This window comes from Sulfurovum sp. UBA12169, from assembly GCA_002742845.1.
Lineage (GTDB): Bacteria > Campylobacterota > Campylobacteria > Campylobacterales > Sulfurovaceae > Sulfurovum.
Genome location: DLUH01000001.1, coordinates 155,496 through 176,009, shown reverse-complemented (window position 1 = coordinate 176,009; position 20,514 = coordinate 155,496). Strand labels below are relative to the sequence as shown.

Genomic DNA, 20,514 nt, shown 5'->3' with positions numbered 1-20,514 from the left:
CTGTTTTTATTTTCCATGAAAATTTAAACGGTATTTTCTAATAAGGATTATTATTTTATGCAAAGACGAGACTTTATAACATCCGCCGCACTGGGTGCAACTGCTTTTGCGCTGAACGCTTGCCACAGAGAGGATGAGGCCAAGAAAGGGAGTTTAGCAACTATCAATAAAGCAAAAAAAGTCACTCTTAAGCTTGCAACATCATGGCCTGCACATTTTCCCATAATGGGAACCGGCGTTGATAAGTTTGTCGAGCGATGTGCCGAACTTAGTGATGGCACACTCGAGATCAAAGTCTATCCGAAAAACATTCTTGTTCCGGCCTTACAGGTTTTTGATGCAACTTCGGCGGCACAGATTGATGCTTTTCACTCCGGTGTCTATTATTGGAAAGGTAAAAATTCGGCATTTTCTATCTTCGGAGGAATGCCTCTTGGATTTACGAGCGAAGAGATGATTACCTGGCTTAAATTTGGGGGCGGATATGCACTATGGAGAGAGCTGTACGGAAAGTTCAATCTCTATCCGTTAGTGGGAGGGACCACAGGACCGCAAATGGGCGGATGGTTTAAAAAACAGATCAACTCCCTGGCTGACCTTCAAGGGCTTAAAATGCGTATACCGGGACTTGCGGGCGAAGTCATGGAACATCTAGGCGTTAATCCCGTTCTTTTGCCTGCAGGGGATATCTATACTGCACTTGAGCGAGGCACCATTGATGCTACAGAATGGGTGGGGCCGGCGCTGGATAATATGATGGGTTTTTCCAAAGTTGCGCCCTACTACTACACAGGCTGGCATGAGCCGGGTTCGATTTTGGAGCTGACTTTTAACAAAACAAGATGGGAAAAACTAACTCCTCAGCATCAAGCCATCATTACTGCAGCAAGCGAAGAGATGACAAGCACGATGCTTCAAGAGTTTAGATACGAAAATGCAAAAGCATATCAAAGTCTTTCCTCGGCTGTTGAGATCAAAACGTTTCCTCCGGAAGTGATCGATGCTGCCAAAAAAGCGTTAAAAGATGTTTTGGCACAAGAAAGTGCAAAAAGCGAAGACTTTAAACGTGTCTTAAAAAGCTATGAAACTTTTAGCAGCCTTAACAAGCCGTGGGATGACATCAGCACAAAAAACTTCTTGGAAATCAGAGGATGAAACGGCCTGCACCCTCAGGATAAAGGAAAGTAGCAATTTTTTGAAACACAATCACTTGTGATCCAACTTATCCACGGCTTTATCTATCTCACCCAAAAATTTTTCGATCTTTTTTCCTAAATCTTCTATAAAACTTTTGGCTTTATTTAGATCCACATGAATCTGCTCTTCATTCACTGTAATCCCGACAGTTTCAGGCATGTCCATTTTGCCTTCACTAATGTTTTGGGCAGTCTCCTCGAACTGCTTTTGCATAGTTCCGAAAAAATCTTTTGTTTTGGCCAAATCTATATTGATCTCATCATTACCTATTTGCAAACCTACTTTTGAAAGCAATTCTTCATTCTCTTTTTTCATGGCCGCTCCTCTCCTTTTTTTGCAAAGTATATCATATTTGAACGCCCAAAAACTCTAAATACTCATCTATAAAAAAGCTAAAAGTGAAGCCGCAACAGCCACATTGAGTGATTCAACATCTCGCTGCATCGGGATAGAGATGCCCCCATCACATACAGACTCAACATCGCGGCTCACACCCTCGCTCTCGTTACCCAAAACAAATATGGTTTTATGGCCATACTTCTCATGCTTATAGCTTTTGCCGGCATGGGAAGAGAGCGTATAGAGCATTGCGCCGTGTGCTTTAAAATATTCCAATGTTTTTTTGAGATTGGGTGTTTGAATAATTGGTATTTTAAAAAGTGTTCCCGCGCTTGCCTTGATTACCAAGGGTGAAATCTGTGCCGCACCTTTAACAGGAAGCAAAATTGCATCTACATTCCCCGCGGCACAAGAACGAATAATCATGCCAAGATTCTGGGGATTGGTTACCCCATCAAGCGCCACGATACGGTATTTTTCATGAACCGAGAGGAAATGCGCTGCATCGTTTGAATATTCCAATACAATATCAAGAGCCACCCCCTGATCTTGTTTGGCATTTTTTGAGATGCGCGAAAGTGCCTGCTTGTCATGATAGGCAATTTCAATCCCTCTTTCTTTGGCGATGCTTACCATTTTATCTAACTCAAAAGAAGGTTTATTGGAAGAAGAAAGATGCAATTTATGGACAGCAATACTTTTATCCTCCAGTGCCTCGTGCACGGCATTGCGGCCATAAATCGTGAGCACCTTGTCAAAAAATGCTTTTTTGGCAAGGTATTGATCAGAATCTCTCACCTAGCTCACTCTCCATTCCAGGCAATTTTTGGTCTTCCGTTTTCGTCAAATTCAACTGCCGGCATCCCCATAATGTTAAATCCGGCATCCACATAATGAATTTCACCCGTGACACCCGAACTCAAATCAGAAAGAAGATACATCCCCGAATTTCCTACCTGCTCGATCGTTACATTCTGCTTTAGCGGAGAATGTGCAGCATTCCATTTGAGCATAAAACCAAAATCTCCGATACCCGCAGCGGCAAGTGTTTTGATAGGTCCCGCAGAGATTGCATTGACACGAATACCGTCTTTGCCTAAATCTTCGGCAAGATATTTGGTTGTCATTTCCAATGCTGCTTTGGCGACACCCATAAGATTGTAGTTGGGAATATATTTTACACCGCCGTAATAACTCAATGTCAATACTGAAGCGTTGCCCGATAGAATAGGTTTTAGTTCCCTTACCACTTCTATAAGTGAATACACAGAAATATCCATCGCCACATCAAATGCCTCTTTGGAAATATCCATAAACCGACCGCTAAGTCCTTCTTTGGGTGCAAAGGCAATAGAATGCACAATAAAATCTATCTGTCCCATCTCTTTTTCAAGTGATGCTCTTAATGCTTTGATTTCTTCAGGCTTGCTTACATCACATGGATAAAATCTTCCCCCGCATTCCAATTCATCGGCAACGGGTGCAAGTTTTTGCTCAAATCGTTCATTAAGAAATGTAATTGCCATCTGGGCGCCCTGCTCTTGACATGCTTTTGCAATCCCGTAAGCGATAGATTTTTTATTTGCGATGCCTAAAATAACACCTTTTTTGCCTTTCATTATCATACTTTGCTTTCTCCAAAAATTTAATGGTGTTATTTTACCATGAATGCGATAGAATGTAAAATAAACTATTTAACAATTCAAGGCAATCATCACTTATGAAGAAAAAAATACTGCTTATTAGCACCGGTGGCACTTTTAATAAACATTATAATCCTCTTAACGGAAAACTTGAAATAGATACTCGCTCTTTGGCATTAGAAGAAATAAGCAAGCGATGGCTTTGCAACTTTGAGATAGTCAATATTATCGGAAAAGACAGTCTTGACATAACCAACGAGGACAGACTCCTGCTGCTTGCAACCATCAACCTCGCAAAAGAAGAAGATATACTTATTGTTCACGGAACAGATACTATGGATGTTACCGCACGCTATCTTGCCGATGCCGATTTGGAAAAACGTATCGTTCTTGCAGGATCCATGGTGCCTTTTTCAATTGATCCCATCGAAGCCACTGCCAACCTTGCCTCGGCTTGGGGATACATGCAAAATCTAAACGAATGGGGTATTTATATTGCAATGAATGGTGTATTTGGCCCCCATGATGCCGTGATAAAAGAAAGAACGGAAGGCAAATTTATCGTAAAATATTAAAGAGCGGCCAATTTTTCTGTCTATAATGCGGCAATCAAAATCATGTTACCCAAAAAACCAAACGATATCTTTTAGATAAAAGATGGTTTTACTGTAAAGATTTTAGTCCATTTGGCTACAATACAAAAAATAATCAAAGGAGAAAAAATGAACTATAAACTATATATAACTGCATTGGCAGGATTTGCTTTTACGGCTTGTACTCCGAGTCTAGATCTCTCCGGACCTTCAGGGGCCTCAACTATTCAAAAGACATATAAAGCTCCTACGCCAGAAAAACTCGAACGCTATCAACAAAAAATGATGGAAGTAGCATCAGGAATAAAAGATGATCCAAAATACGATAGAATCATACTTGATACACCGGAGAAAAAATCTTGGTTTAAAGATTTAACTTACAGACTTTGGGATCGACAGATCACCGCAGATCAATTCATGGAAGAAGGACTAGAAAAATATCCAACACATCGCTATGAATTTGAATTTGTCATACGGGGCTTTAGTTTCTAGCCCCAACCTGCGTTGAAAAATACGGATTAGCTTTGATAGCTGATGGGATCGGTCACTCCCGCATTTGCAAATCCTCGCAATCGCAATCGACAACTATCGCAAACTCCGCAAGCCTTTTCTTCGGACTGATAACAACTCCAGGTGTGCTCCAATGGTACGCCCAACTCCAATGCTTTTTGTACAATCTGGCTTTTGCTAAGTCTCACCAAAGGCATTTTAATCTCTAAGTTTGTTTCTTTTTTGGTTCCCAGATTGATCGCTTTTTGCATCTGCTTTATGTATACCTCAGTGCAATCGGGGTATCCGCTGCTGTCTTCTTCCACTACGCCGATAAACAAAACAGTTGCGCCGTGTTTTTCTGCTATAGCAGTTGCTATGGATAGAAAAATACCATTTCGAAAAGGCACATACGTCACAGGAACCCCCTCTTGCAAACCACCGGTAGGCACGGCAATATTATTATCCGTTAATGCCGAAGCACCTATCTGCTTAAAAAAATTTAAATCTATCTCATAAGAGCATGCAGCATTAATATCTTTGGCAACATATCTAAAACATTCCAACTCTTTGGTTTGGGTGCGTTGCGCATAATTAAAATGCAAAGCAATTATCTCATACCCTTCTTTTTGGGCAATTTTTGCACTCAAAGCGCTATCCATGCCTCCGGAAATGATACATACTGCTTTTTTCTTTTTCATTTTGATCCTATTTTTTAATCTCATTTTACCAAGATTCAGGTAAACTTAGAGCATGCTAATAGACCTAGAGAACCAAACATCATTGCCATTTGAATTGGAAATATTGGAGAAGATTGCTGCAAGTCTTACCGCCAAACACATAGAACTTATCATTACCGATAACAACACGATACAATCGCTCAATCAAATACATAGAGGCAAAGATGCCCCCACTGACGTACTCAGTTTTCCTCTGGAGGATGCCTTTTCGGGAATGCCTTTGGGCTCCATAGTTATCTCTGAAGAATTTGTTAAAAATAAATCCAAACTCTATGGCCACACCATACAGGATGAATTGAATTTACTTTTTATTCACGGACTGCTTCATTTGCTTGGCTTCGATCATGAATGCGACCGGGGAGAAATGCGTGCCAAAGAAAAAGAGCTTATCGAAGTTTTTGGTTTGCCGACAAGCCTTATTGTTAGAACAGATGCCCAGGAAGCTGAATGAATTTTTTGATTTTCGTTATTGCGATGGGTTCCTTGATTTGGGGAGTCGAGCTACTCATCAATCAGAGTGAACGCATTGCATTGAAATTCAATATGCCGGAGTTTATCATTGGGGCCACACTTATTGCTTTTGGAACCAGTTTGCCCGAAATGGCTGCCTCTATCGCTGCAAGCTATACAAATAAACCGCAAATTGCCATTTCCAACGTCATAGGAAGCAATATCATCAACATTACTCTTGTTTTAGCTTCAGTATTTCTTGTGGCAAAAAAAATAAACCCCAGCAGAGACTTTTTTGCAAAAGACAGCACATGGGCATTGATGCCCGCATTAATTTTTCTTTTGATGATATTGGATGGAATAATTTCCAGATTTGATGCAATCCTTTTGCTGCTGCTAATGGGAGCATATCTTCTTTTTTTGACACAAGATGCCAAAAATATAGTACAAGAGCATCTCAGCGAAATAGATATGCTTCAATTTTCTTGGATAAAAACGCTCCTTTTGCTGTTTGCGGGTTTGATTTTGGTTATTATCGGCGCCCATTTTACCATAGAAAGCGCATCCGAAATCGCCAAAAACTTTGGTATTAGTGAGTGGATTATCGGTATTATTATGATTTCATTTGGAACTTCTTTGCCGGAGCTGGCTGTGAGTATCTCGGCAGCCGCAAGAGGCAAAGTAGATATGGCGATTGGAAATATCATCGGCTCGAATATGGCAAATACTTCGGTTGTATTGGGAACTGCGGCTTTGGCAAAACCGATGCCTATCGAGGGTATGACCCATATGTTTGACATTGCCACAATGATCATAGCAACATTTCTGCTTGTTTTTATCACAGCAAACAAACTCTATAACAAATCAGCAGGTATTGGATTGATCATTATTTTAGGACTTTTTCTCAATAATACCCTGCAAAACATTTAGGTGTTTTATATTTAAACGGTTTACAAAAAACTACTCTTGTTTCTTGAAGTATCCATTTTTATAAAGCCATCTATAAATGTTTGCAGCAATCGGTCCGGCTGTACTGCCCCCATGTCCGCCATGTTCAACAAGTACAGTCACAATATATTGCGGATCTTCATAGGGGGCATAGGTGGTGATCCAGGCATGAGATCGATGGAAATAAGCCAACTCTTCTTCTTTGAGCCTTTTAACAGCTGCCTGAGGGATGGATGTTACCTGAGAGGTTCCCGTTTTACCGGCAACAACTACAGGCAGACTTCCCATTGCGGAAAATGCTGTCCCTTTTCTTGTATTGCAGACATCATACATACCTTTTCTGATTTCACTTAAATAATACGGGTTAAAAGAGACAGGGGTGATGCTTGCATTAAGTTCTTTGTTGTCCACCTGTTTTGTAATATGCGGTATCACGAGATTAGAAGTCGCGATCAGATTGGTATGCCGCACCAATTGCAATGGCGTCACCAGATCGTACCCCTGGCCTATAGACGCGATGACGGTCTCGCCTAAATACCAAGGCTGCTTATAGCGTTTCATCTTCCATGCCTTATCCGGAATTACGCCTGCATATTCATCAGGCAGATCAACCCCTGTAGATACACCCAAACCAAAAGACCTAAGGTATTTTGCCATTGCGTCAATGCCTACCTTTAAACTCTTGTTGTAAAAATAAACATCGCAGCTTTCACGAATAGCTTTTCGTAAATCTACACTGCCATGCCCCCATGTTGACCAGCATCTGAACTTATGATTACTTGTCCCTAATTTGATATGTCCGCTGCAAAATTCACTTGTATCCAAAATTCCTTTTTTGGCTTTGGAAAAAGCCAGCGCCATTCCCATTTTTATGGTTGAGCCGGGAGGATAGGTCCCATGTATAAATTTGTTGGTAAAAGGATGGGCAAGATCTTCCTGAAGCGCTCTCCAGTCTTTACTGCTGATGCCTCCGACAAAAAGATTGGGATCAAAAGAAGGGTAACTCACCGCAGCCAGAACCTCTCCATTGGTTCGCATCACTATGGCAACGCCTGTTTTATCTGCAAACTCTTCGTGGATCATCTTTTGTAAATTAATATCAATATTAAGCTTAAGATTTTTATTGTCTTTGGGATCTTCTTTTTCTAAAATGTCAATTGCCTGATTGGTTGCTGTTACTTTACTGACTTCATATCCAAGTTCACCCTGCAAAACATCATTATAATATTTTTCCAATCCGCTTTTGCCCACCTTGCCTACCTCATTGACAACAGGGTCTTCTTTATTTTCTTTTTCATTAGACCTCCCCGTGTAGCCCACAATATGTGAACAATATTTTCCGTATGGATAGTAACGTTTTGTTTCAGCCTCTATTTGGATTTGAGGCATAAGGCTTAGTTTAGGATAAGCACCCATCATGTCCGGGTAATGGATAAAATCCACCACTTTAATAAATTTATGATTATAGGGAGAATTATTTTTTTCATAAACTTTCATCATAACCGTTTTATTGAGATCGGGAAAACTGGCAACCAATGTATCAACAACACTCTCCAGCATAGCTGATTGTGCTTTTAGATGGGGTTCGATGGAGATAGAAAAACCTATCTGGTTCATTGCAAGAAGATTACCATGGGTATCCATTATCTCCCCTCTTACAGGCTTGATAAATTGTTTTCTCTCGATATTTTCTTTGGCAAGCTTTTGATAATAAAAATTTGATTTAATACTCACATGATATAATCTAACTATCATTACCCCCCAAAAGAGCAAAAACACGCCCAATGCAATTTTATATCTCATAATATAACCACGATCAGCAGATCTACTATCAATGAATAGAGCAATATTGAATCCAAAATGACGCTTGTATCTTCAAATAAAAAATCGTAAAAAAGCAAAAATCCCAAATAGAAACCATCCAAAAGCAACACGGTTAGTATTCGCGCGCACGCAACACATCTCCTAAAATGTCTCAAATAAGGGTAAAATAATACATAAATCAATAAGGCAGAAATAAAAGTTAAGAAAAAAGGCAAAGAGAGGTTTACCTCTAAATTAATATAATAAAGCGATGCAATGAGCACATAAGTTATTTTTCCTTTTTCTATCCCTTCTAGCAACAGGTATCCCATAACGCCTATCAGCAAAGGCAAAAAAACATAAATGGAGATAAACATAGGATAAAAGGCAATAAACAAAACAATCAGCGTCCAAAGAATGGGATGCTGTATGGCTGTATAAAATCTGCCCATAATATTACGCATCAACCTTTTATGATAATTTATAAATCAGCGCGACCTCGTTGCATACCGGAAAATGTATACACTTGATGCAGTCTGCCCAAATTTTATGTTCCGGGATCGCTTCTTTATTAATTTCATGAAAGCCTAATTTTTCAAAAAATTGCGGCACATATGTTAGTGCAAGCACATCTTCTTCTACCTTTAAGGCTTTTGCTTCATCCAGAGCAAATTGAACCATGCGCTGTCCTATTTTCTGACCTCGATAGGGCTGGTCAACAACGAGGCTGCGAATTTCTGCAAGACGTTTTGAATGGATATGCAACGCTGTATACCCAACAAGTTTCTCCCCTTCTTTTGCTAAAACATACGAACGTATATTCGTTGCGACTTCGTCTTCGGTTCGCTTAAGAATGACGCCTTTTTGTACCTCTGCAATTACCATGGCTTGCATTTGGGGAATATCATCCAGCGTTGCTTTTACAAGTGAAATCAAATTTTAACTCCTTCTTTTTCTATACCGAATATCGTTTGCAATATCTCCAAATGAACTTTGTCGTGCCCTTTCGTCTTAAGATTGGACAGCACAATACAACCGGGAAAATCATTTTTGAGCTTTGCCCGTTCTTTTTGGTTAAGCTTGTCAATCTTAGTAAAGACGGTAAGATAGCGCTGATCAGGTCTTATAAACTCTTTAATATACTTTTCCACCTCATGATCGATTTTTGCATGAGGATGTCTCGCATCCCTAAGATGAATAAAAAGACGTATAGAAATACGCTGCTGAATAAATTCAACAAGATTTTTCTGCCATACCTCTTTGAGCGACTTGGATACCTTGGCATATCCAAAACCTGGCAAATCCACAAAACGGACAGGATACTCTTCTTCGTTATATCTGTATCGTGTTTCAAAAAAATTGATTAGTTGTGTTTTTCCCGGTGTTGCCGAACTTTTTGCCAAATTTTTTCTGTTCGTAAGAGAATTAAGCGTAGAGCTTTTCCCTACATTAGATCGCCCCAAAAAAACAACCTCACTCATATCTTCTGGCAGACTATCTGCAATACTTTGCGCGGATTTTATAAATTTAGCCTCTACAATTCGGGGCATACTCATTTTTTCTCCTCCATATCGAAGATAAATTTCACAGGTTTTTTCTTGCTTCCCTGGACATCTGCATTACCCGTCATCATATCTAAGGTAATCGCCTCGCCATTTACACGGCGCTTATTTAGCAAATCATCTATTACCGCATTACCCTGAAGCATATAATAGGATTTTTGAGGATAATAGATTACTTTCTGTGCACTGCCTTTGTAAAAATTTTTTTCGTTTTTAAGTTCAAAAGTAACCCCGCCGGAAGCTTCATACATTTTGGTTTCATTGTTTTCGTCAAAATAAACAATCACTCTCTCTCCATGCAACCAGCTCTGCGACTGCTTAATCATAACATTGCCGATAAAATGAACCTCTTTTTGCAACTCCCGCGCATTCATAGACTCTGAAGTAATTTCTATCTTCTCAGCCATTAAAAAAGTGGCAAAACCAAAACAAAGTAAAAGTATCCATTTAAAAAAATACAATGCAAAACCTTTCAGAAAAATCGCTATATTGTACCATGATATTACTTTTCTGCAGTATAAATCACAGCTGCGATATCTTTGGCAAGCACCTCTTTTTGGCGCAAATTATAACGCATAGAATTCCCCCGTATTGTGTTTTTATTCATTTTGGCAAAAAAAGGCGAAGTAACATCAAGTATCTCTATTGCTTTGTCATATACGGCATGTTGTGCTCTATATTCAAATCCTTCTTTTTGGCGAACAAAAACATCACCGTCCAAAAAAATCTTATCATCACGGTAAGTGCCTTTTTTTGCACGTAAACGTTCTAAATTGCTGCTGTGATAATTTAACTCATTAAGCATCAAAACACCATCCGCTCTAACACCATAACCGCTATGGGCAATACTTTGCATTGCCTTCATATCAACTTCGATCAAAGTGGTATCCGTAAATTCAATCTCTTTGCCGGAGAATTGCTTTTTGATATCAATATCACTTACTTTTATGCCAAAAGTCAATACCAATATGGCTCCCATTATAAATAGGAGCACTAACTCCAATCTTACTCCCATAATGCCAAATACTTTGCTTCAAGACCTTCTTTTTTAATAAGATATTCTATCATTTCGCGAACAGCGCCATCTCCGCCTTTTTTACCAAGGACAACGGTAGCCATTTTGTCAACATAAGCACTTGCATCCTGTGGCACAAATGAGATTTTAGCAGATTTAAGCATTTGCAAATCATTGAGATCATCTCCTATGGCAGCCACATTTTCCATTGTCAAATGAAGTTCGGCCAAAAGCGATTCTAGAATTTCTTTTTTATTGTGTACGCCTTGATAAAAATATTCAATGCCCAACTCTTTTGCGCGGCGCGCAACAATCGCTGAACTTCTTCCTGTAATGATGGCTACTTGTTTTCCCAATTTTTTCCAACTGGCAATTGCCAATCCATCTTTTACGTTAAATGATTTAATTTCATCCCCCATTTCACTGTAGGTAATACGGCTGTCCGTCATTGTGCCGTCTACATCCAAAACAATTAATTCAATACTCACAATACACCCTTTGTGCTTGGGATTCCGGCATTTTCATTGATAGCTGCAGCTCTTCTAAGCGCCACAGCAAGCGCCTTGAATGCTGCTTCTATAATATGGTGTTTGTTTTTACCGCGGTTGTAAACCAAATGCATCGTAAAGGGTGCATTAAACGCAAGTGCTCTAAAAAATTCTTCGACAAGCTCAACGTCAAATTGGCCCACCTTTCCCCCTACCGGAAGATCAAAAAAAAGAAAACCGCGATTTGATATATCCATATCGCATGTTACACTGGCTTCATCCATCACTACCGTTGCATTTCCAAAGCGCTCTATGCTTTGCACAGGATAAAGCGCTTTATGAAGTGCTTGGCCTATAGCAATACCTACATCTTCAACACTGTGGTGGTCATCAATATGAATATCTCCTTTGCAAAATACTTCCATATCCATATGCGCATGCTTAACAAACGCTTCAAGCATATGATCAAAGAAGCCAACACCCGTATTGATCTTAGACTGACCCGTCCCATACATATTAAGCTTTATGCAAATGTCGGTTTCTTTTGTGGTTCTACATATTTCTATCATTGAACACTCCATATTTTTTAATTTCTTACAATAAACGCACCCTCAAGACCATGACACAGGATAAAATCTTTAGCCTCATCTTCAGTTTTAAAGCCCATCAGCCATACGCGATAAAGTGGGGCACCCTCTACATCATCGAAACGTTTAACGATCGGCTGATAGCGTTTGTCAAGTTGAGCATATTTTTTCTTATAAATCTGTGCGCCCTCAAAGCGTCTAAATGCTCCGACTTGTATACCAAAGTCGGTAATGACAACACGCGCTTCTGTGTGTTCTCTGATATTTCTGGCGATTGTAGCATCTGACTGAACTTCTCCCGCGAATCCTACTACCTTGATTTGCACTTTGGCAATCCCCATCCTGTCAAGTCCAATCGCTTTTCCTGCCGCATAACTGCAATCAATGATCCTGCCTTGCACAAACGGTCCCCTGTCATTGATCCTCGCTATCGTGCTTTTTCCATTTTGAAGATTTTTAATTTTTACCATGGTATCCATCGGCCATGTTTTGTGCGCTGCGGTTTGGCCATGCATATTATACACTTCGCCATTACTCGTCATTTTTCCGTGAAAATCAGGCCCATACCAACTTGAGATACCATTCATCGTTTGCCCTACACTCACATAAGTGGGCTTATAGTTTTTTCCCAATACGCAATACTCTTTCATCGTCCATTTATGACGTGCGGCACTTGTAAATTTTGTGGCTTTTGGCTTATGCATACTCGATTTTTGAGAGCATCCCGTATTTAAAAATACCGCCACTAAAAATACAAATAAAGATAAAATGATATTCAATTTTTTCATAAGGCCTCTGCTGTATTATTGGATATTATTATCCCTTTATTTGACTTTAGCTTTCCTTGTTTAAAATACAAGGCAGCAGCCAAAGGCATACTTGGCTCACCGGGCAATGTCTGCACGATAAAATAAAAAAATTTGGCTACAATTGCACATCAATTTTAAAGGGTATATATGCGTTACTTTTACGGTTCATTTATCATAATGGCAACAGGTCTTTTTGCGGCTTACTTTTTGGGTGGTCTCGCTGCTCTTTATATCACTTTTTTGCTCATTATTCTTGAGATATCGCTTTCTTTTGATAATGCGGTAGTAAATGCCAAAGTGCTCGACACAATGGATCCTGTCTGGCAAAAACGATTTATCGTTTTTGGTATACCGATTGCTGTTTTTGGAATGCGTTTTATCTTTCCTTTGGCTATCGTTGCAATAGCGACAGGTATGGGAATTTTTGAGACGTTTGATGTTGCCATGAATCAGCCTGAACAGTATGAAGCGGTTTTAAAATCAACAGAAAAAACCATTTTTGCCTTTGGCGGTGCTTTTTTATTGATGGTTTTTTTAGATTTCTTTTTTGAAGAACGGGATATAAAATGGGTTACCTTCATCGAGGGTTCAAGGGTTATGGAACGCTTTTCGGGTGTAGCAAACATCGAACTGATCATGGCCATTATGACCGGGATTGTATTGGGGCACATCACTCAGGATTTTAATGTTTTGCTCGCATTTATGTATGGCGTACTGCTTCATTCGCTTCTGGGAATGCTCGATCATTTTCTCTCTTCTGAGACAGTTAAGAGCGGAATTGCCGGATTTATCTATCTTGAAGTTCTTGACGCAAGTTTTAGTTTTGATGGCGTCATTGGAGCATTTGCGCTTACAAGTAATATTTTTATCATCATGATAGGACTTGGTGTGGGCGCTATGTTTGTGCGTAGCATCACTCTCTACTTTGTGGCACACAAAACTCTTGCTGCCTTCCGTTATCTTGAACACGGTGCGCACTATGCCATCGGTATTTTGGCCTTCATTATGCTTGCCAAAATCACAATGCACATCAGCGAAATCGTAACAGGAACAATCGGCATAGGGCTAATCACGATCGCATTTTTACACTCTGTCTGGAAAAATAAAAAAGAAAATGAGTAAAAGGCGCAGAAGCTCTTTCTGCCTGCCGCAGCACTCTTGTTCTTGCGCAATTGCAAGAGAACAAAAGCTTGCAGGCTCAGTCTAAAATCCGGTTCACTTCTCCTCCTCTGTATTTTTACAGTATAATAATTTTATTGAAAAAAAAGGACCCTTATGGTTATTACCAAAAACAGACTTGTCGCTCTGGAGTATCGTCTTGCCGATACCGAAGGCAATCTCCTCAACGAAGGCCAGGAGTCCGTTATCTATTTGCACGGCGGCTATGGACATATTTTTACGGCCCTGGAAGAAAAACTGGAAGGAAAATCAGAAGGGGACACCTTTTGTGTCACACTATCTCCGCTTGAAGCATTTGGCGGGTATCAAGAAGACCTGGTTGTCACCGAAGCACTCAGCGAACTCCCCGAAGATCTCTTTATTGGCATGGAAGTAGACGGATACATGGAGGATGCTCCCGAGGATATCCTTATCTATACAGTCACCGAGATTCATTCTGACTATGCCGTATTGGATGCAAATCACCCGCTTGCAGGCATCAGTCTCACTTTTGAAGGATCAGTTGAAGAAATTCAGGAGATAAACGAAGAGGCTATCAAGGAGATACTTGAGCATCATGACCGCTGACGCCGTCAACAATAAAACAAAATCGGATTAAATGTAAATATATCTATGCTATCTCGCGTTAATCCGAAAACCGTACCTCTTTATTCTTGCTCTTTCTCGGCAAACAAAAAAGCATTGAAGTCAAATAAATTATATTATTTATAAATCATTTCCATAAAAATTAAGTTTATTTTCTCTTTTTTTGGTATACATTTTTTTATCTGTCTGCTTGAAAAAATCATAAATACTCTGCCCCTCATATTGGCCAACCCCAATACTCAATCCTATCGAATAACGTTTTTTAATATCCGAAAGATCAAAGAGATCTTCGAGTTTTTGTGTTATTTTTTGAGCATTTTCTTCTGTTATGGAATACAGCAAAATCACAAATTCATCCCCGCCGTATCTAAATATATCATCATTTTTTCTGACATATTGTTTTAAAAATTTTGCAATGAGCCTAAGCACTTCATCTCCCTCTTCATGCCCCATGGTGTCATTGACCATCTTGAAATTATCAAGATCCACAAACATCATTGAAAAATTTTCACCTGTCGTTTCATATCTGTCAACCGCTGCATTTAATTTCAAGTCAAGCATTTTTCGATTAAAGAGTTTTGTGAGCACGTCCAGATAAAGATCTCTATTTAACTGTTGCTTATTTTCCATTTCTTCATCATAATTTTTACCAATAGAAACAAATCCTATAACACTTTCGTTTTTAACAATAGGAGTAATAGTTTGTTTTTCATAATATATCTCACCCCTTGAATTTCTATTGCAAAAAAGTGCTTCAACCGACTCTTTGTTGAGAAGTTTTTTCCATAAATTAGAATAAAAATTATCTGAATGATCCCCAGAATGTAAGATTTTTGTTTTTTGCCCCACAAGTTGAGAGATATCATAGCCGCACCTTTTTAAATAAGAAGCATTGGCATGGATATACTCTCCCCCTGCATTAAACAAAGCTATGGAATCATGGTTTTGGTCAATCGCTTTTTTAAAAAGCTTTATATGATCAAGTAGTTTCTGGGCGATTGAGACATCTTTTTGGATGGAAATGAAAGCTATCAAATTTTTATTTTCATCATAAACCGGCGATATATTCCACTCCACCCAATATTCTTCTTTATTCTTGGTGTAGTTTATAGTTTTACCTTCAAAATACGCTTCATTTTTTAGACACTCTTTGAGCCTTTTCAAGACCTCTTTGTCCGTTTTTTCGCCCTGGAGTATTCTGGGGGTTTGGCCTAAAATTTCCTCTTTTGTGTAGCCACTCATTTTTGTGAAAGCATCATTCACATATATGATTTTTGGGTGATCGTCTTCCAGGAAAGGGGTTGTGATGACCATTGGACTGTATGATTGTTCAAATATAGTGAGCTCAAATGGATTTAGCTCTAAATTTCCATTATTTAAAATCAAAGTAACCTCTCTCTTTTGTCTAGGTCTAAACTAAAACCGGACAACCCCTCTTTTTTATAATTGCTGCTTATATTGTACCTTAAATTTTATAGGGGACAATAACTTTCTGCGGCTTCTTGGTATGAAAGAATGAAAAATCGGATATTTTCGGCTATACTCTACTCTGTTTGGTTGCCAATGACAAAAATAGGCATAAGAAAATGATAAGTTAATATAATATTATTCGCCATGAATAGTTTTAAATCAAAAAGGTTAAATATGAATGAAAAAATTAATGGCATTGCACAACAAATCAGAGAGCTGCAAGTCGAATTAGAAACGGAACTCAAGAAAAAACAATCAGATTTTTTTTACAGGATCGAGAACAGCAAAGCTGTCTTTGAGCAAAAAGTGATCAATGAAGGAAGAGCTAAAATTATTAGTTCATTGGAGTATCTTTCTTCGTTTTCGATGCTTGCTGTTTTAACCATTCCTTTTATTTGGGCCATGATGATACCGGCATTTCTGGTTGATATCTTTGTGACCATTTTTCAATATATTTGCTTTCCTATATACAAAATTCCAAAAGTAAAAAGAAGTGATTATATCGTTATGGACAGATACACTCTTTTTTATTTGGATCAAGTCGAAAAAATAAACTGCTGGTATTGCGAATACTTCAACGGCGTTATCTACTATGTCAGAGAGATCGCCGCACGAACCGAACAGTTTTGGTGCCCCATCAAGCATTCAAAAAACATCAAAGACAAACATTCAAGGTATGGCTATTTTTTTGAATACGGAGACTATGCGACTTACAGAAAGGAGCTTGAAGAAAGAAGAAGCGATTTTAAGGATCTTAAAGAAAAAGATACTATCTAAACCGTACTGATTCTCAACTTTGCGATTTTAAACTCTTCTTGAAAACAAGCAGCGAAAATAAAAAAAAGAATAAACCTATAAAAAAGATGGCAACCAAATCTTTCCAGACGATCTCAAATCCGGCTCCTCTAAACAGTATTGCCTGTGCGACATTGATATAATGGCTAGTCGGCGATAAAGACATAAGATACTGCAAGCTCACCGGCATGCTCTCATAGGGCGTTACACCGCCGGAGAGCATAAGTAGTGGCAAAATAACCAAAATAAACATCATCCCCAGCTGCGGCATTGATTTTGTAACAGATCCCATGAAAATACCTATGGATGACGTAGAAAAAAGAACCAAAAACGAACTGAACAAAAAAAGCGGCATGGAACCCGATAACGGAACCTGCAGGATGGTTTCAACTACGATTTTCAACGAAAGAACAATCCCCAGCAAAATCACAAGCCCCATCGACCAGACTTTTGCCAGCATAATCTCAACGGCGCTTAAAGGCATGACCAAAAGATGCTCAATGGTTCCGTGTTCCCGCTCCCTCATAAGCGCTGCACCTGAGAGCAATATGGACAATGTCATGATATTGCTGATAACCTCATTGATGCTTCCAAACCAGCTGCTTTCCAAATTTGGGTTGTATTGATAATTCACCGCCAAAGAAATCTCCGGTTTTTGCGACGGTGCTTTTAAAAAAACGCCGACCTCTTGGGCTATAATCTGCTGAATGTATCCCGCCCCTATGCCTGCTTGCGTCATTCTTGTCGCATCGATGTTCAGCTGTACTTCGGTTTTTATGCCTTTTAGGATATCTCTTTCAAAATGGCTTGGGATAACCACCACAAACGTATAGACACCCGCATCCATTCCTTTATCCATCTCATTGTACGAAATTGTTTTTGGCGGAAGAAACCTCGGCTTATAAAATGCGTCCATTATTTTTTGAGAAAGCATGGACCGATCTTCGTTTACAAAAGCGATAGGGGCGTTATGCAGCTCTGTCGAGGAAGCGGTAGCACTGATATATATCGCAAAACTAAACGAATGAATGATGAGAAACAGCATGATTTTATCTCTCAAAAGCGTTCTTAGCTCTTTAATCCCCAGATGATAAATGTTAAAAATTGTTCGTAACATTATCGCTCCTGTTTTTTTAGCGTGATCAAGCTAAGTGCCGTGATCACAACGATTGCAGCAAACAGCGCCGCAAAGTCAAAATAATGGCCCGACAATCCTACATCCTTGCTAAAAATCCCTCTGCTGACATTGATAAAATAGGTCGCAGGAAAAATGTTTCCGATCACTGCCCCGACCCCCTCAAGCGAACTGACAGGATCTTTCAGGCCTGAAAAACTGATGGTTGGAAGCATTGTGAGGATCGCCGTTGAGCCCAATGCGGCTATCTGTGTTTTTGTAAAAGCGGACATCAAAAAACCGATCCCGGTTGTTGCCGTAACGTACAAAAGTGCAGCAAAAAATAAAATGGCAAAATTTCCTTTGATCGGCACCCCAAAAACAAAAACAGCCAATACAATCAACCCTAAAAAACTTATCATGCTTACCGCAATGTAGGGGAGCTGTTTGCCCAGTAAAAACTCGAGCCTTGTAACAGGGGTAGCATAAAAATTGATAATCGACCCCAGCTCCTTTTCTCTCACGACACTTAGCGCCATCAAGATGGAAGGGATAAAGATCAGCAACATCGGGATGACGGCAGGCACCATGGAAAATATGCTTTTAAAATCTTGATTATAACGATACCGCATCTGTATATCAAGCGCCGAAAAAGCATCCGCCTGGGATGATTGCCTCAAATAATCCCCGTGAAGTCCCTCAATATAGCCTTTGATCGTTTCGGCCCTAAAGACGGTTGTCCCATCGATCCAAACGCCCACTTCAACTCCGCTGCCTTTTTTCAAACTTCTCCCAAAATCCGGAGGAATTTCAATCGCTATGCTTATTTTTCCGCTTCTCATCTTTTCATCTAAATGGGTTTGTGAAACAAGCGGCTCATCTTCCATGAAATACCTTGACCCGGAAATATGCTGGATATACTCTCTGCTTTGCGGTGTTTGATCGTGGTCAAGAACCGAGAATTTTAAATTTTCAACATCCATATTGATACCGTATCCCATCACGAACATCAAAATCACCGTACCCATCAGCGCAAACGTCAATCGGATCGGATCGCGCAGCAGTTCCAAAGATTCCCGGTAAGCATAGCCCAAAAATCTGATCAAAGAAAAAAACTCATTTTTTTCTTTTTTAGCGCTTTGCTGCATGGCAATCATTTCGCCCGGCCTGTCTTCTTGCGCAATCTCATCGTACATATACTCTACAAAAGCCTCTTCAAGGCTATCTTTGTTTTTTGTTTGTGCCAAAACCGAGGGCGCATCGCTTGCCAGTACCTTTCCCTGATGCATCAGGGAAATCCTGTCGCACCTTTCGCCTTCGTTCATAAAATGCGTAGAAACAAATATCGTAACATTGTCTTTTCTTGAAAGATCGATCAAATAGCGCCAAAACTGATCTCTTGAGATCGGATCAACTCCGGAGGTAGGCTCATCGAGTATCAGCATTTTTGGCTTATGGATTACCGCGACAGCCAGTGAAAGACGCTGTTTTAACCCCAAAGGCAAATCGGCAGTGAGTGTATTTTCATATTTTTGAAGATGAAACCGCGCAAGCATCTCTTGGGTTCTTTCGCGGATGAGTTGTTTGTCTATTTGATACAGCCTGGCATGCAGGAGCATATTTTGCCCCACCGTAAGTTCGCCGTAAAGCGAAAATGATTGGGTCATATACCCTACGTTTTTTCTTGTTTCTATATCGTTTTTTTGAACGGGCTTTCCAAAAAGCCGGATATTTCCCTCAGTAGGGTTCAGCAAACCCGTAAGCATCTTCATGGTGGTTGTCTTTCCGCATCCGTTGGAGCCTAAAAAACCGAAAATTTCGCCTTCCCTGATCCGAAAGCTCACGTGATCCACAGCGGTAAAATCACCAAATTTCATCGTAAGATTTTCAGCTTCTATCGCATAGGCATCATACGAATCTGTTTGAGGGTACGGTACGATTTTTAACTCATTGTGATTGTTTCTTTCCTCTTTTGGCAGCAGATATATGAAGGCCGAGTCCAAATTCTTTGTGCCGGTCTGGCACATTATGTCTTCAGGTGTACCGCTTGCAAGTATTTTGCCCTCGTTCATCGCAACAATATGATCAAACTCCTGTGCTTCCTGCATATATGCCGTTGCAACCAACACGCTCATGTTTTTCCGTATATGCCTGATTTGATCTACAATCTGCCAAAATTGCCTTCTGGATAACGGATCGATCCCGGTTGTAGGCTCATCCAAGATGAGCAGATCGGGATCATGGATCAATGCACAGCAAAGCCCGAGTTTTTGCTTCATTCCGCCTGAAAGCTTTCCTGCGGGCCTGTCTTTAAACTCCAAAAGCCCGATACCCTTTAAAAGTTCATGAATTCTTATTTGTCTCTCGCTGCGATCCTGCTTAAACAGCCGCCCGAAAAATTCGATATTTTCATATACCGAAAGCGACATATAAAGATTTTTACCCAACCCTTGGGGCATATACGCTATTTTGGGGTGGATACTGCTGCGGTATGCGGCCTTATCGATGTCTCCCCCCAGAACCTCCACTTTTCCTGCTTGAACCTTGCGAACACCTGCGATGATCGATAGTAACGTAGATTTTCCTACACCGTCCGGCCCGATAAATCCCACCGTACAGTTTGAAGGGATTTCTAATGTAATGGCATCGAGGGCTGTTGTTTTGCCGTAGACGTGAGACAAATTTGTTATTTTGGCGATGGCATCCAT

The 20,514-nt window shown here is 39.9% G+C and carries 24 protein-coding genes; 8 read left to right on the top strand and 16 right to left on the bottom strand.

The features are described from left to right. Positions 1–57 precede the first annotated feature (57 nt). Positions 58–1,155: a C4-dicarboxylate ABC transporter gene (locus tag CFH81_00985; GenBank protein ID DAB40909.1), complete on the top strand. Its 1,098-nt coding sequence runs from the start codon at positions 58–60 to the stop codon at positions 1,153–1,155. A gap of 51 nt (positions 1,156–1,206) precedes the next feature. On the opposite strand, the gene CFH81_00980 is transcribed toward CFH81_00985, so the two are convergent. From CFH81_00980 to CFH81_00970, 3 genes are all read right to left on the bottom strand, one after another. Continuing rightward, positions 1,207–1,512 carry a hypothetical protein gene (locus tag CFH81_00980; GenBank protein ID DAB40908.1) on the bottom strand — a complete coding sequence of 102 codons (306 nt, stop codon included), beginning with the start codon at positions 1,510–1,512 and terminating at the stop codon, positions 1,207–1,209. A 66-nt stretch (positions 1,513–1,578) separates the two neighbouring features. Beyond that, positions 1,579–2,334 carry a 23S rRNA (guanosine(2251)-2'-O)-methyltransferase RlmB gene (locus tag CFH81_00975; GenBank protein ID DAB40907.1) on the bottom strand — a complete coding sequence of 252 codons (756 nt, stop codon included), beginning with the start codon at positions 2,332–2,334 and terminating at the stop codon, positions 1,579–1,581. A gap of 5 nt (positions 2,335–2,339) precedes the next feature. Then, positions 2,340–3,161, bottom strand: coding sequence for an enoyl-[acyl-carrier-protein] reductase FabI (locus CFH81_00970; protein DAB40906.1), 822 nt, complete (start codon positions 3,159–3,161; stop codon positions 2,340–2,342). A 95-nt stretch (positions 3,162–3,256) separates the two neighbouring features. On the opposite strand from CFH81_00970, the gene CFH81_00965 reads away from it, so the two are divergent. Beyond that, the gene (locus CFH81_00965) at positions 3,257–3,754 is read left to right on the top strand and encodes an asparaginase (protein DAB40905.1); all 498 of its coding nucleotides are present in this window, start codon (positions 3,257–3,259) and stop codon (positions 3,752–3,754) included. Between the two features lie 147 nt (positions 3,755–3,901). Further along, positions 3,902–4,264 (top strand): hypothetical protein, encoded by a 363-nt coding sequence (locus tag CFH81_00960; GenBank protein DAB40904.1) that lies wholly within the window; start codon positions 3,902–3,904, stop codon positions 4,262–4,264. Between the two features lie 26 nt (positions 4,265–4,290). Here CFH81_00960 and queC read toward each other — a convergent pair whose 3' ends face one another. Further along, on the bottom strand, positions 4,291–4,968 hold the full coding sequence (queC, locus tag CFH81_00955; GenBank protein ID DAB41401.1) for a 7-cyano-7-deazaguanine synthase QueC: 678 nt from the start codon (positions 4,966–4,968) through the stop codon (positions 4,291–4,293). A gap of 46 nt (positions 4,969–5,014) precedes the next feature. Here queC and CFH81_00950 point away from each other — a divergent pair, with 46 nt between their 5' ends. Both CFH81_00950 and CFH81_00945 read left to right on the top strand, forming a co-directional pair. Then, a complete protein-coding gene (locus CFH81_00950) occupies positions 5,015–5,452 on the top strand; it encodes an rRNA maturation RNase YbeY (GenBank protein ID DAB40903.1) in 438 nt (145 codons plus the stop codon). Continuing rightward, positions 5,449–6,381, top strand: a complete 933-nt coding sequence (locus CFH81_00945; protein DAB40902.1) for a sodium:proton exchanger — start codon at positions 5,449–5,451, stop codon at positions 6,379–6,381. Before CFH81_00950 ends, CFH81_00945 begins: the two co-directional genes overlap by 4 nt. A 30-nt stretch (positions 6,382–6,411) precedes the next feature. Here the strand turns inward: CFH81_00945 and mrdA are convergent, their stop codons facing one another. The 9 genes from mrdA to CFH81_00900 all read right to left on the bottom strand — a co-directional run bounded on the left by mrdA (position 6,412) and on the right by CFH81_00900 (position 12,642). Next, the gene (gene mrdA, locus CFH81_00940) at positions 6,412–8,202 is read right to left on the bottom strand and encodes a penicillin-binding protein 2 (GenBank protein ID DAB40901.1); all 1,791 of its coding nucleotides are present in this window, start codon (positions 8,200–8,202) and stop codon (positions 6,412–6,414) included. After that, positions 8,199–8,654, bottom strand: a complete 456-nt coding sequence (locus CFH81_00935) for a hypothetical protein (GenBank protein DAB40900.1) — start codon at positions 8,652–8,654, stop codon at positions 8,199–8,201. The genes mrdA and CFH81_00935 overlap by 4 nt, the downstream gene beginning before the upstream one ends. Positions 8,655–8,673: 19 nt before the next feature. Continuing rightward, positions 8,674–9,138: a GNAT family N-acetyltransferase gene (locus CFH81_00930; GenBank protein DAB40899.1), complete on the bottom strand. Its 465-nt coding sequence runs from the start codon at positions 9,136–9,138 to the stop codon at positions 8,674–8,676. Beyond that, on the bottom strand, positions 9,135–9,758 hold the full coding sequence (locus tag CFH81_00925) for a YihA family ribosome biogenesis GTP-binding protein (GenBank protein ID DAB40898.1): 624 nt from the start codon (positions 9,756–9,758) through the stop codon (positions 9,135–9,137). Before CFH81_00925 ends, CFH81_00930 begins: the two co-directional genes overlap by 4 nt. Continuing rightward, positions 9,755–10,171 carry a lipopolysaccharide transport periplasmic protein LptA gene (lptA, locus tag CFH81_00920; GenBank protein DAB41400.1) on the bottom strand — a complete coding sequence of 139 codons (417 nt, stop codon included), beginning with the start codon at positions 10,169–10,171 and terminating at the stop codon, positions 9,755–9,757. The genes CFH81_00925 and lptA overlap by 4 nt, the downstream gene beginning before the upstream one ends. Positions 10,172–10,266: 95 nt before the next feature. Then, a complete protein-coding gene (locus CFH81_00915) occupies positions 10,267–10,779 on the bottom strand; it encodes a hypothetical protein (GenBank protein DAB40897.1) in 513 nt (170 codons plus the stop codon). Continuing rightward, on the bottom strand, positions 10,770–11,267 hold the full coding sequence (locus CFH81_00910) for a 3-deoxy-D-manno-octulosonate 8-phosphate phosphatase (protein DAB40896.1): 498 nt from the start codon (positions 11,265–11,267) through the stop codon (positions 10,770–10,772). The genes CFH81_00915 and CFH81_00910 overlap by 10 nt, the downstream gene beginning before the upstream one ends. Next, complete coding sequence (locus CFH81_00905; GenBank protein DAB40895.1) at positions 11,264–11,836, bottom strand: imidazoleglycerol-phosphate dehydratase; 573 nt, start codon at positions 11,834–11,836, stop codon at positions 11,264–11,266. The genes CFH81_00910 and CFH81_00905 overlap by 4 nt, the downstream gene beginning before the upstream one ends. Positions 11,837–11,853: 17 nt before the next feature. Continuing rightward, positions 11,854–12,642, bottom strand: a complete 789-nt coding sequence (locus tag CFH81_00900) for a septal ring lytic transglycosylase RlpA family lipoprotein (protein DAB40894.1) — start codon at positions 12,640–12,642, stop codon at positions 11,854–11,856. 168 nt (positions 12,643–12,810) lie between these two features. Between CFH81_00900 and CFH81_00895 the strand changes: the two genes are divergently transcribed. After that, positions 12,811–13,785, top strand: a complete 975-nt coding sequence (locus CFH81_00895) for a hypothetical protein (GenBank protein ID DAB40893.1) — start codon at positions 12,811–12,813, stop codon at positions 13,783–13,785. A gap of 153 nt (positions 13,786–13,938) precedes the next feature. Then, positions 13,939–14,409: a peptidylprolyl isomerase gene (locus CFH81_00890; protein ID DAB40892.1), complete on the top strand. Its 471-nt coding sequence runs from the start codon at positions 13,939–13,941 to the stop codon at positions 14,407–14,409. A gap of 138 nt (positions 14,410–14,547) precedes the next feature. Here CFH81_00890 and CFH81_00885 read toward each other — a convergent pair whose 3' ends face one another. After that, entirely contained in the window at positions 14,548–15,813 is a 1,266-nt protein-coding gene (locus tag CFH81_00885; protein ID DAB40891.1) for a hypothetical protein, read from the bottom strand. A gap of 258 nt (positions 15,814–16,071) precedes the next feature. Between CFH81_00885 and CFH81_00880 the strand changes: the two genes are divergently transcribed. Then, entirely contained in the window at positions 16,072–16,674 is a 603-nt protein-coding gene (locus tag CFH81_00880) for a hypothetical protein (protein DAB40890.1), read from the top strand. A gap of 13 nt (positions 16,675–16,687) precedes the next feature. Here CFH81_00880 and CFH81_00875 read toward each other — a convergent pair whose 3' ends face one another. Together CFH81_00875 and CFH81_00870 are read right to left on the bottom strand one after the other, a co-directional pair. Further along, positions 16,688–17,809, bottom strand: a complete 1,122-nt coding sequence (locus CFH81_00875; GenBank protein DAB40889.1) for an ABC transporter permease — start codon at positions 17,807–17,809, stop codon at positions 16,688–16,690. Then, complete coding sequence (locus CFH81_00870) at positions 17,809–20,514, bottom strand: multidrug ABC transporter ATP-binding protein (protein ID DAB40888.1); 2,706 nt, start codon at positions 20,512–20,514, stop codon at positions 17,809–17,811. The genes CFH81_00875 and CFH81_00870 overlap by 1 nt, the downstream gene beginning before the upstream one ends.

Excerpts from the sequence above, each read along its gene's own strand:
- CFH81_00970 (DAB40906.1), bottom strand. The coding sequence starts at position 3,161 with ATGATAATGAAAGGCAAAAAAGGTGTTATTTTAGGCATCGCAAATAAA.
- CFH81_00985 (DAB40909.1), top strand. The coding sequence starts at position 58 with ATGCAAAGACGAGACTTTATAACATCCGCCGCACTGGGTGCAACTGCT.
- CFH81_00925 (DAB40898.1), bottom strand. The coding sequence starts at position 9,758 with ATGAGTATGCCCCGAATTGTAGAGGCTAAATTTATAAAATCCGCGCAA.
- CFH81_00945 (DAB40902.1), top strand. The coding sequence starts at position 5,449 with ATGAATTTTTTGATTTTCGTTATTGCGATGGGTTCCTTGATTTGGGGA.
- CFH81_00950 (DAB40903.1), top strand. The coding sequence starts at position 5,015 with ATGCTAATAGACCTAGAGAACCAAACATCATTGCCATTTGAATTGGAA.
- mrdA (DAB40901.1), bottom strand. The coding sequence starts at position 8,202 with ATGAGATATAAAATTGCATTGGGCGTGTTTTTGCTCTTTTGGGGGGTA.
- CFH81_00965 (DAB40905.1), top strand. The coding sequence starts at position 3,257 with ATGAAGAAAAAAATACTGCTTATTAGCACCGGTGGCACTTTTAATAAA.
- CFH81_00935 (DAB40900.1), bottom strand. The coding sequence starts at position 8,654 with ATGGGCAGATTTTATACAGCCATACAGCATCCCATTCTTTGGACGCTG.
- CFH81_00870 (DAB40888.1), bottom strand. The coding sequence starts at position 20,514 with ATGGATGCCATCGCCAAAATAACAAATTTGTCTCACGTCTACGGCAAA.
- CFH81_00960 (DAB40904.1), top strand. The coding sequence starts at position 3,902 with ATGAACTATAAACTATATATAACTGCATTGGCAGGATTTGCTTTTACG.
- lptA (DAB41400.1), bottom strand. The coding sequence starts at position 10,171 with ATGGCTGAGAAGATAGAAATTACTTCAGAGTCTATGAATGCGCGGGAG.
- CFH81_00895 (DAB40893.1), top strand. The coding sequence starts at position 12,811 with ATGCGTTACTTTTACGGTTCATTTATCATAATGGCAACAGGTCTTTTT.
- CFH81_00875 (DAB40889.1), bottom strand. The coding sequence starts at position 17,809 with ATGTTACGAACAATTTTTAACATTTATCATCTGGGGATTAAAGAGCTA.
- CFH81_00900 (DAB40894.1), bottom strand. The coding sequence starts at position 12,642 with ATGAAAAAATTGAATATCATTTTATCTTTATTTGTATTTTTAGTGGCG.
- CFH81_00905 (DAB40895.1), bottom strand. The coding sequence starts at position 11,836 with ATGATAGAAATATGTAGAACCACAAAAGAAACCGACATTTGCATAAAG.
- CFH81_00915 (DAB40897.1), bottom strand. The coding sequence starts at position 10,779 with ATGGGAGTAAGATTGGAGTTAGTGCTCCTATTTATAATGGGAGCCATA.
- CFH81_00880 (DAB40890.1), top strand. The coding sequence starts at position 16,072 with ATGAATGAAAAAATTAATGGCATTGCACAACAAATCAGAGAGCTGCAA.
- CFH81_00980 (DAB40908.1), bottom strand. The coding sequence starts at position 1,512 with ATGAAAAAAGAGAATGAAGAATTGCTTTCAAAAGTAGGTTTGCAAATA.
- CFH81_00890 (DAB40892.1), top strand. The coding sequence starts at position 13,939 with ATGGTTATTACCAAAAACAGACTTGTCGCTCTGGAGTATCGTCTTGCC.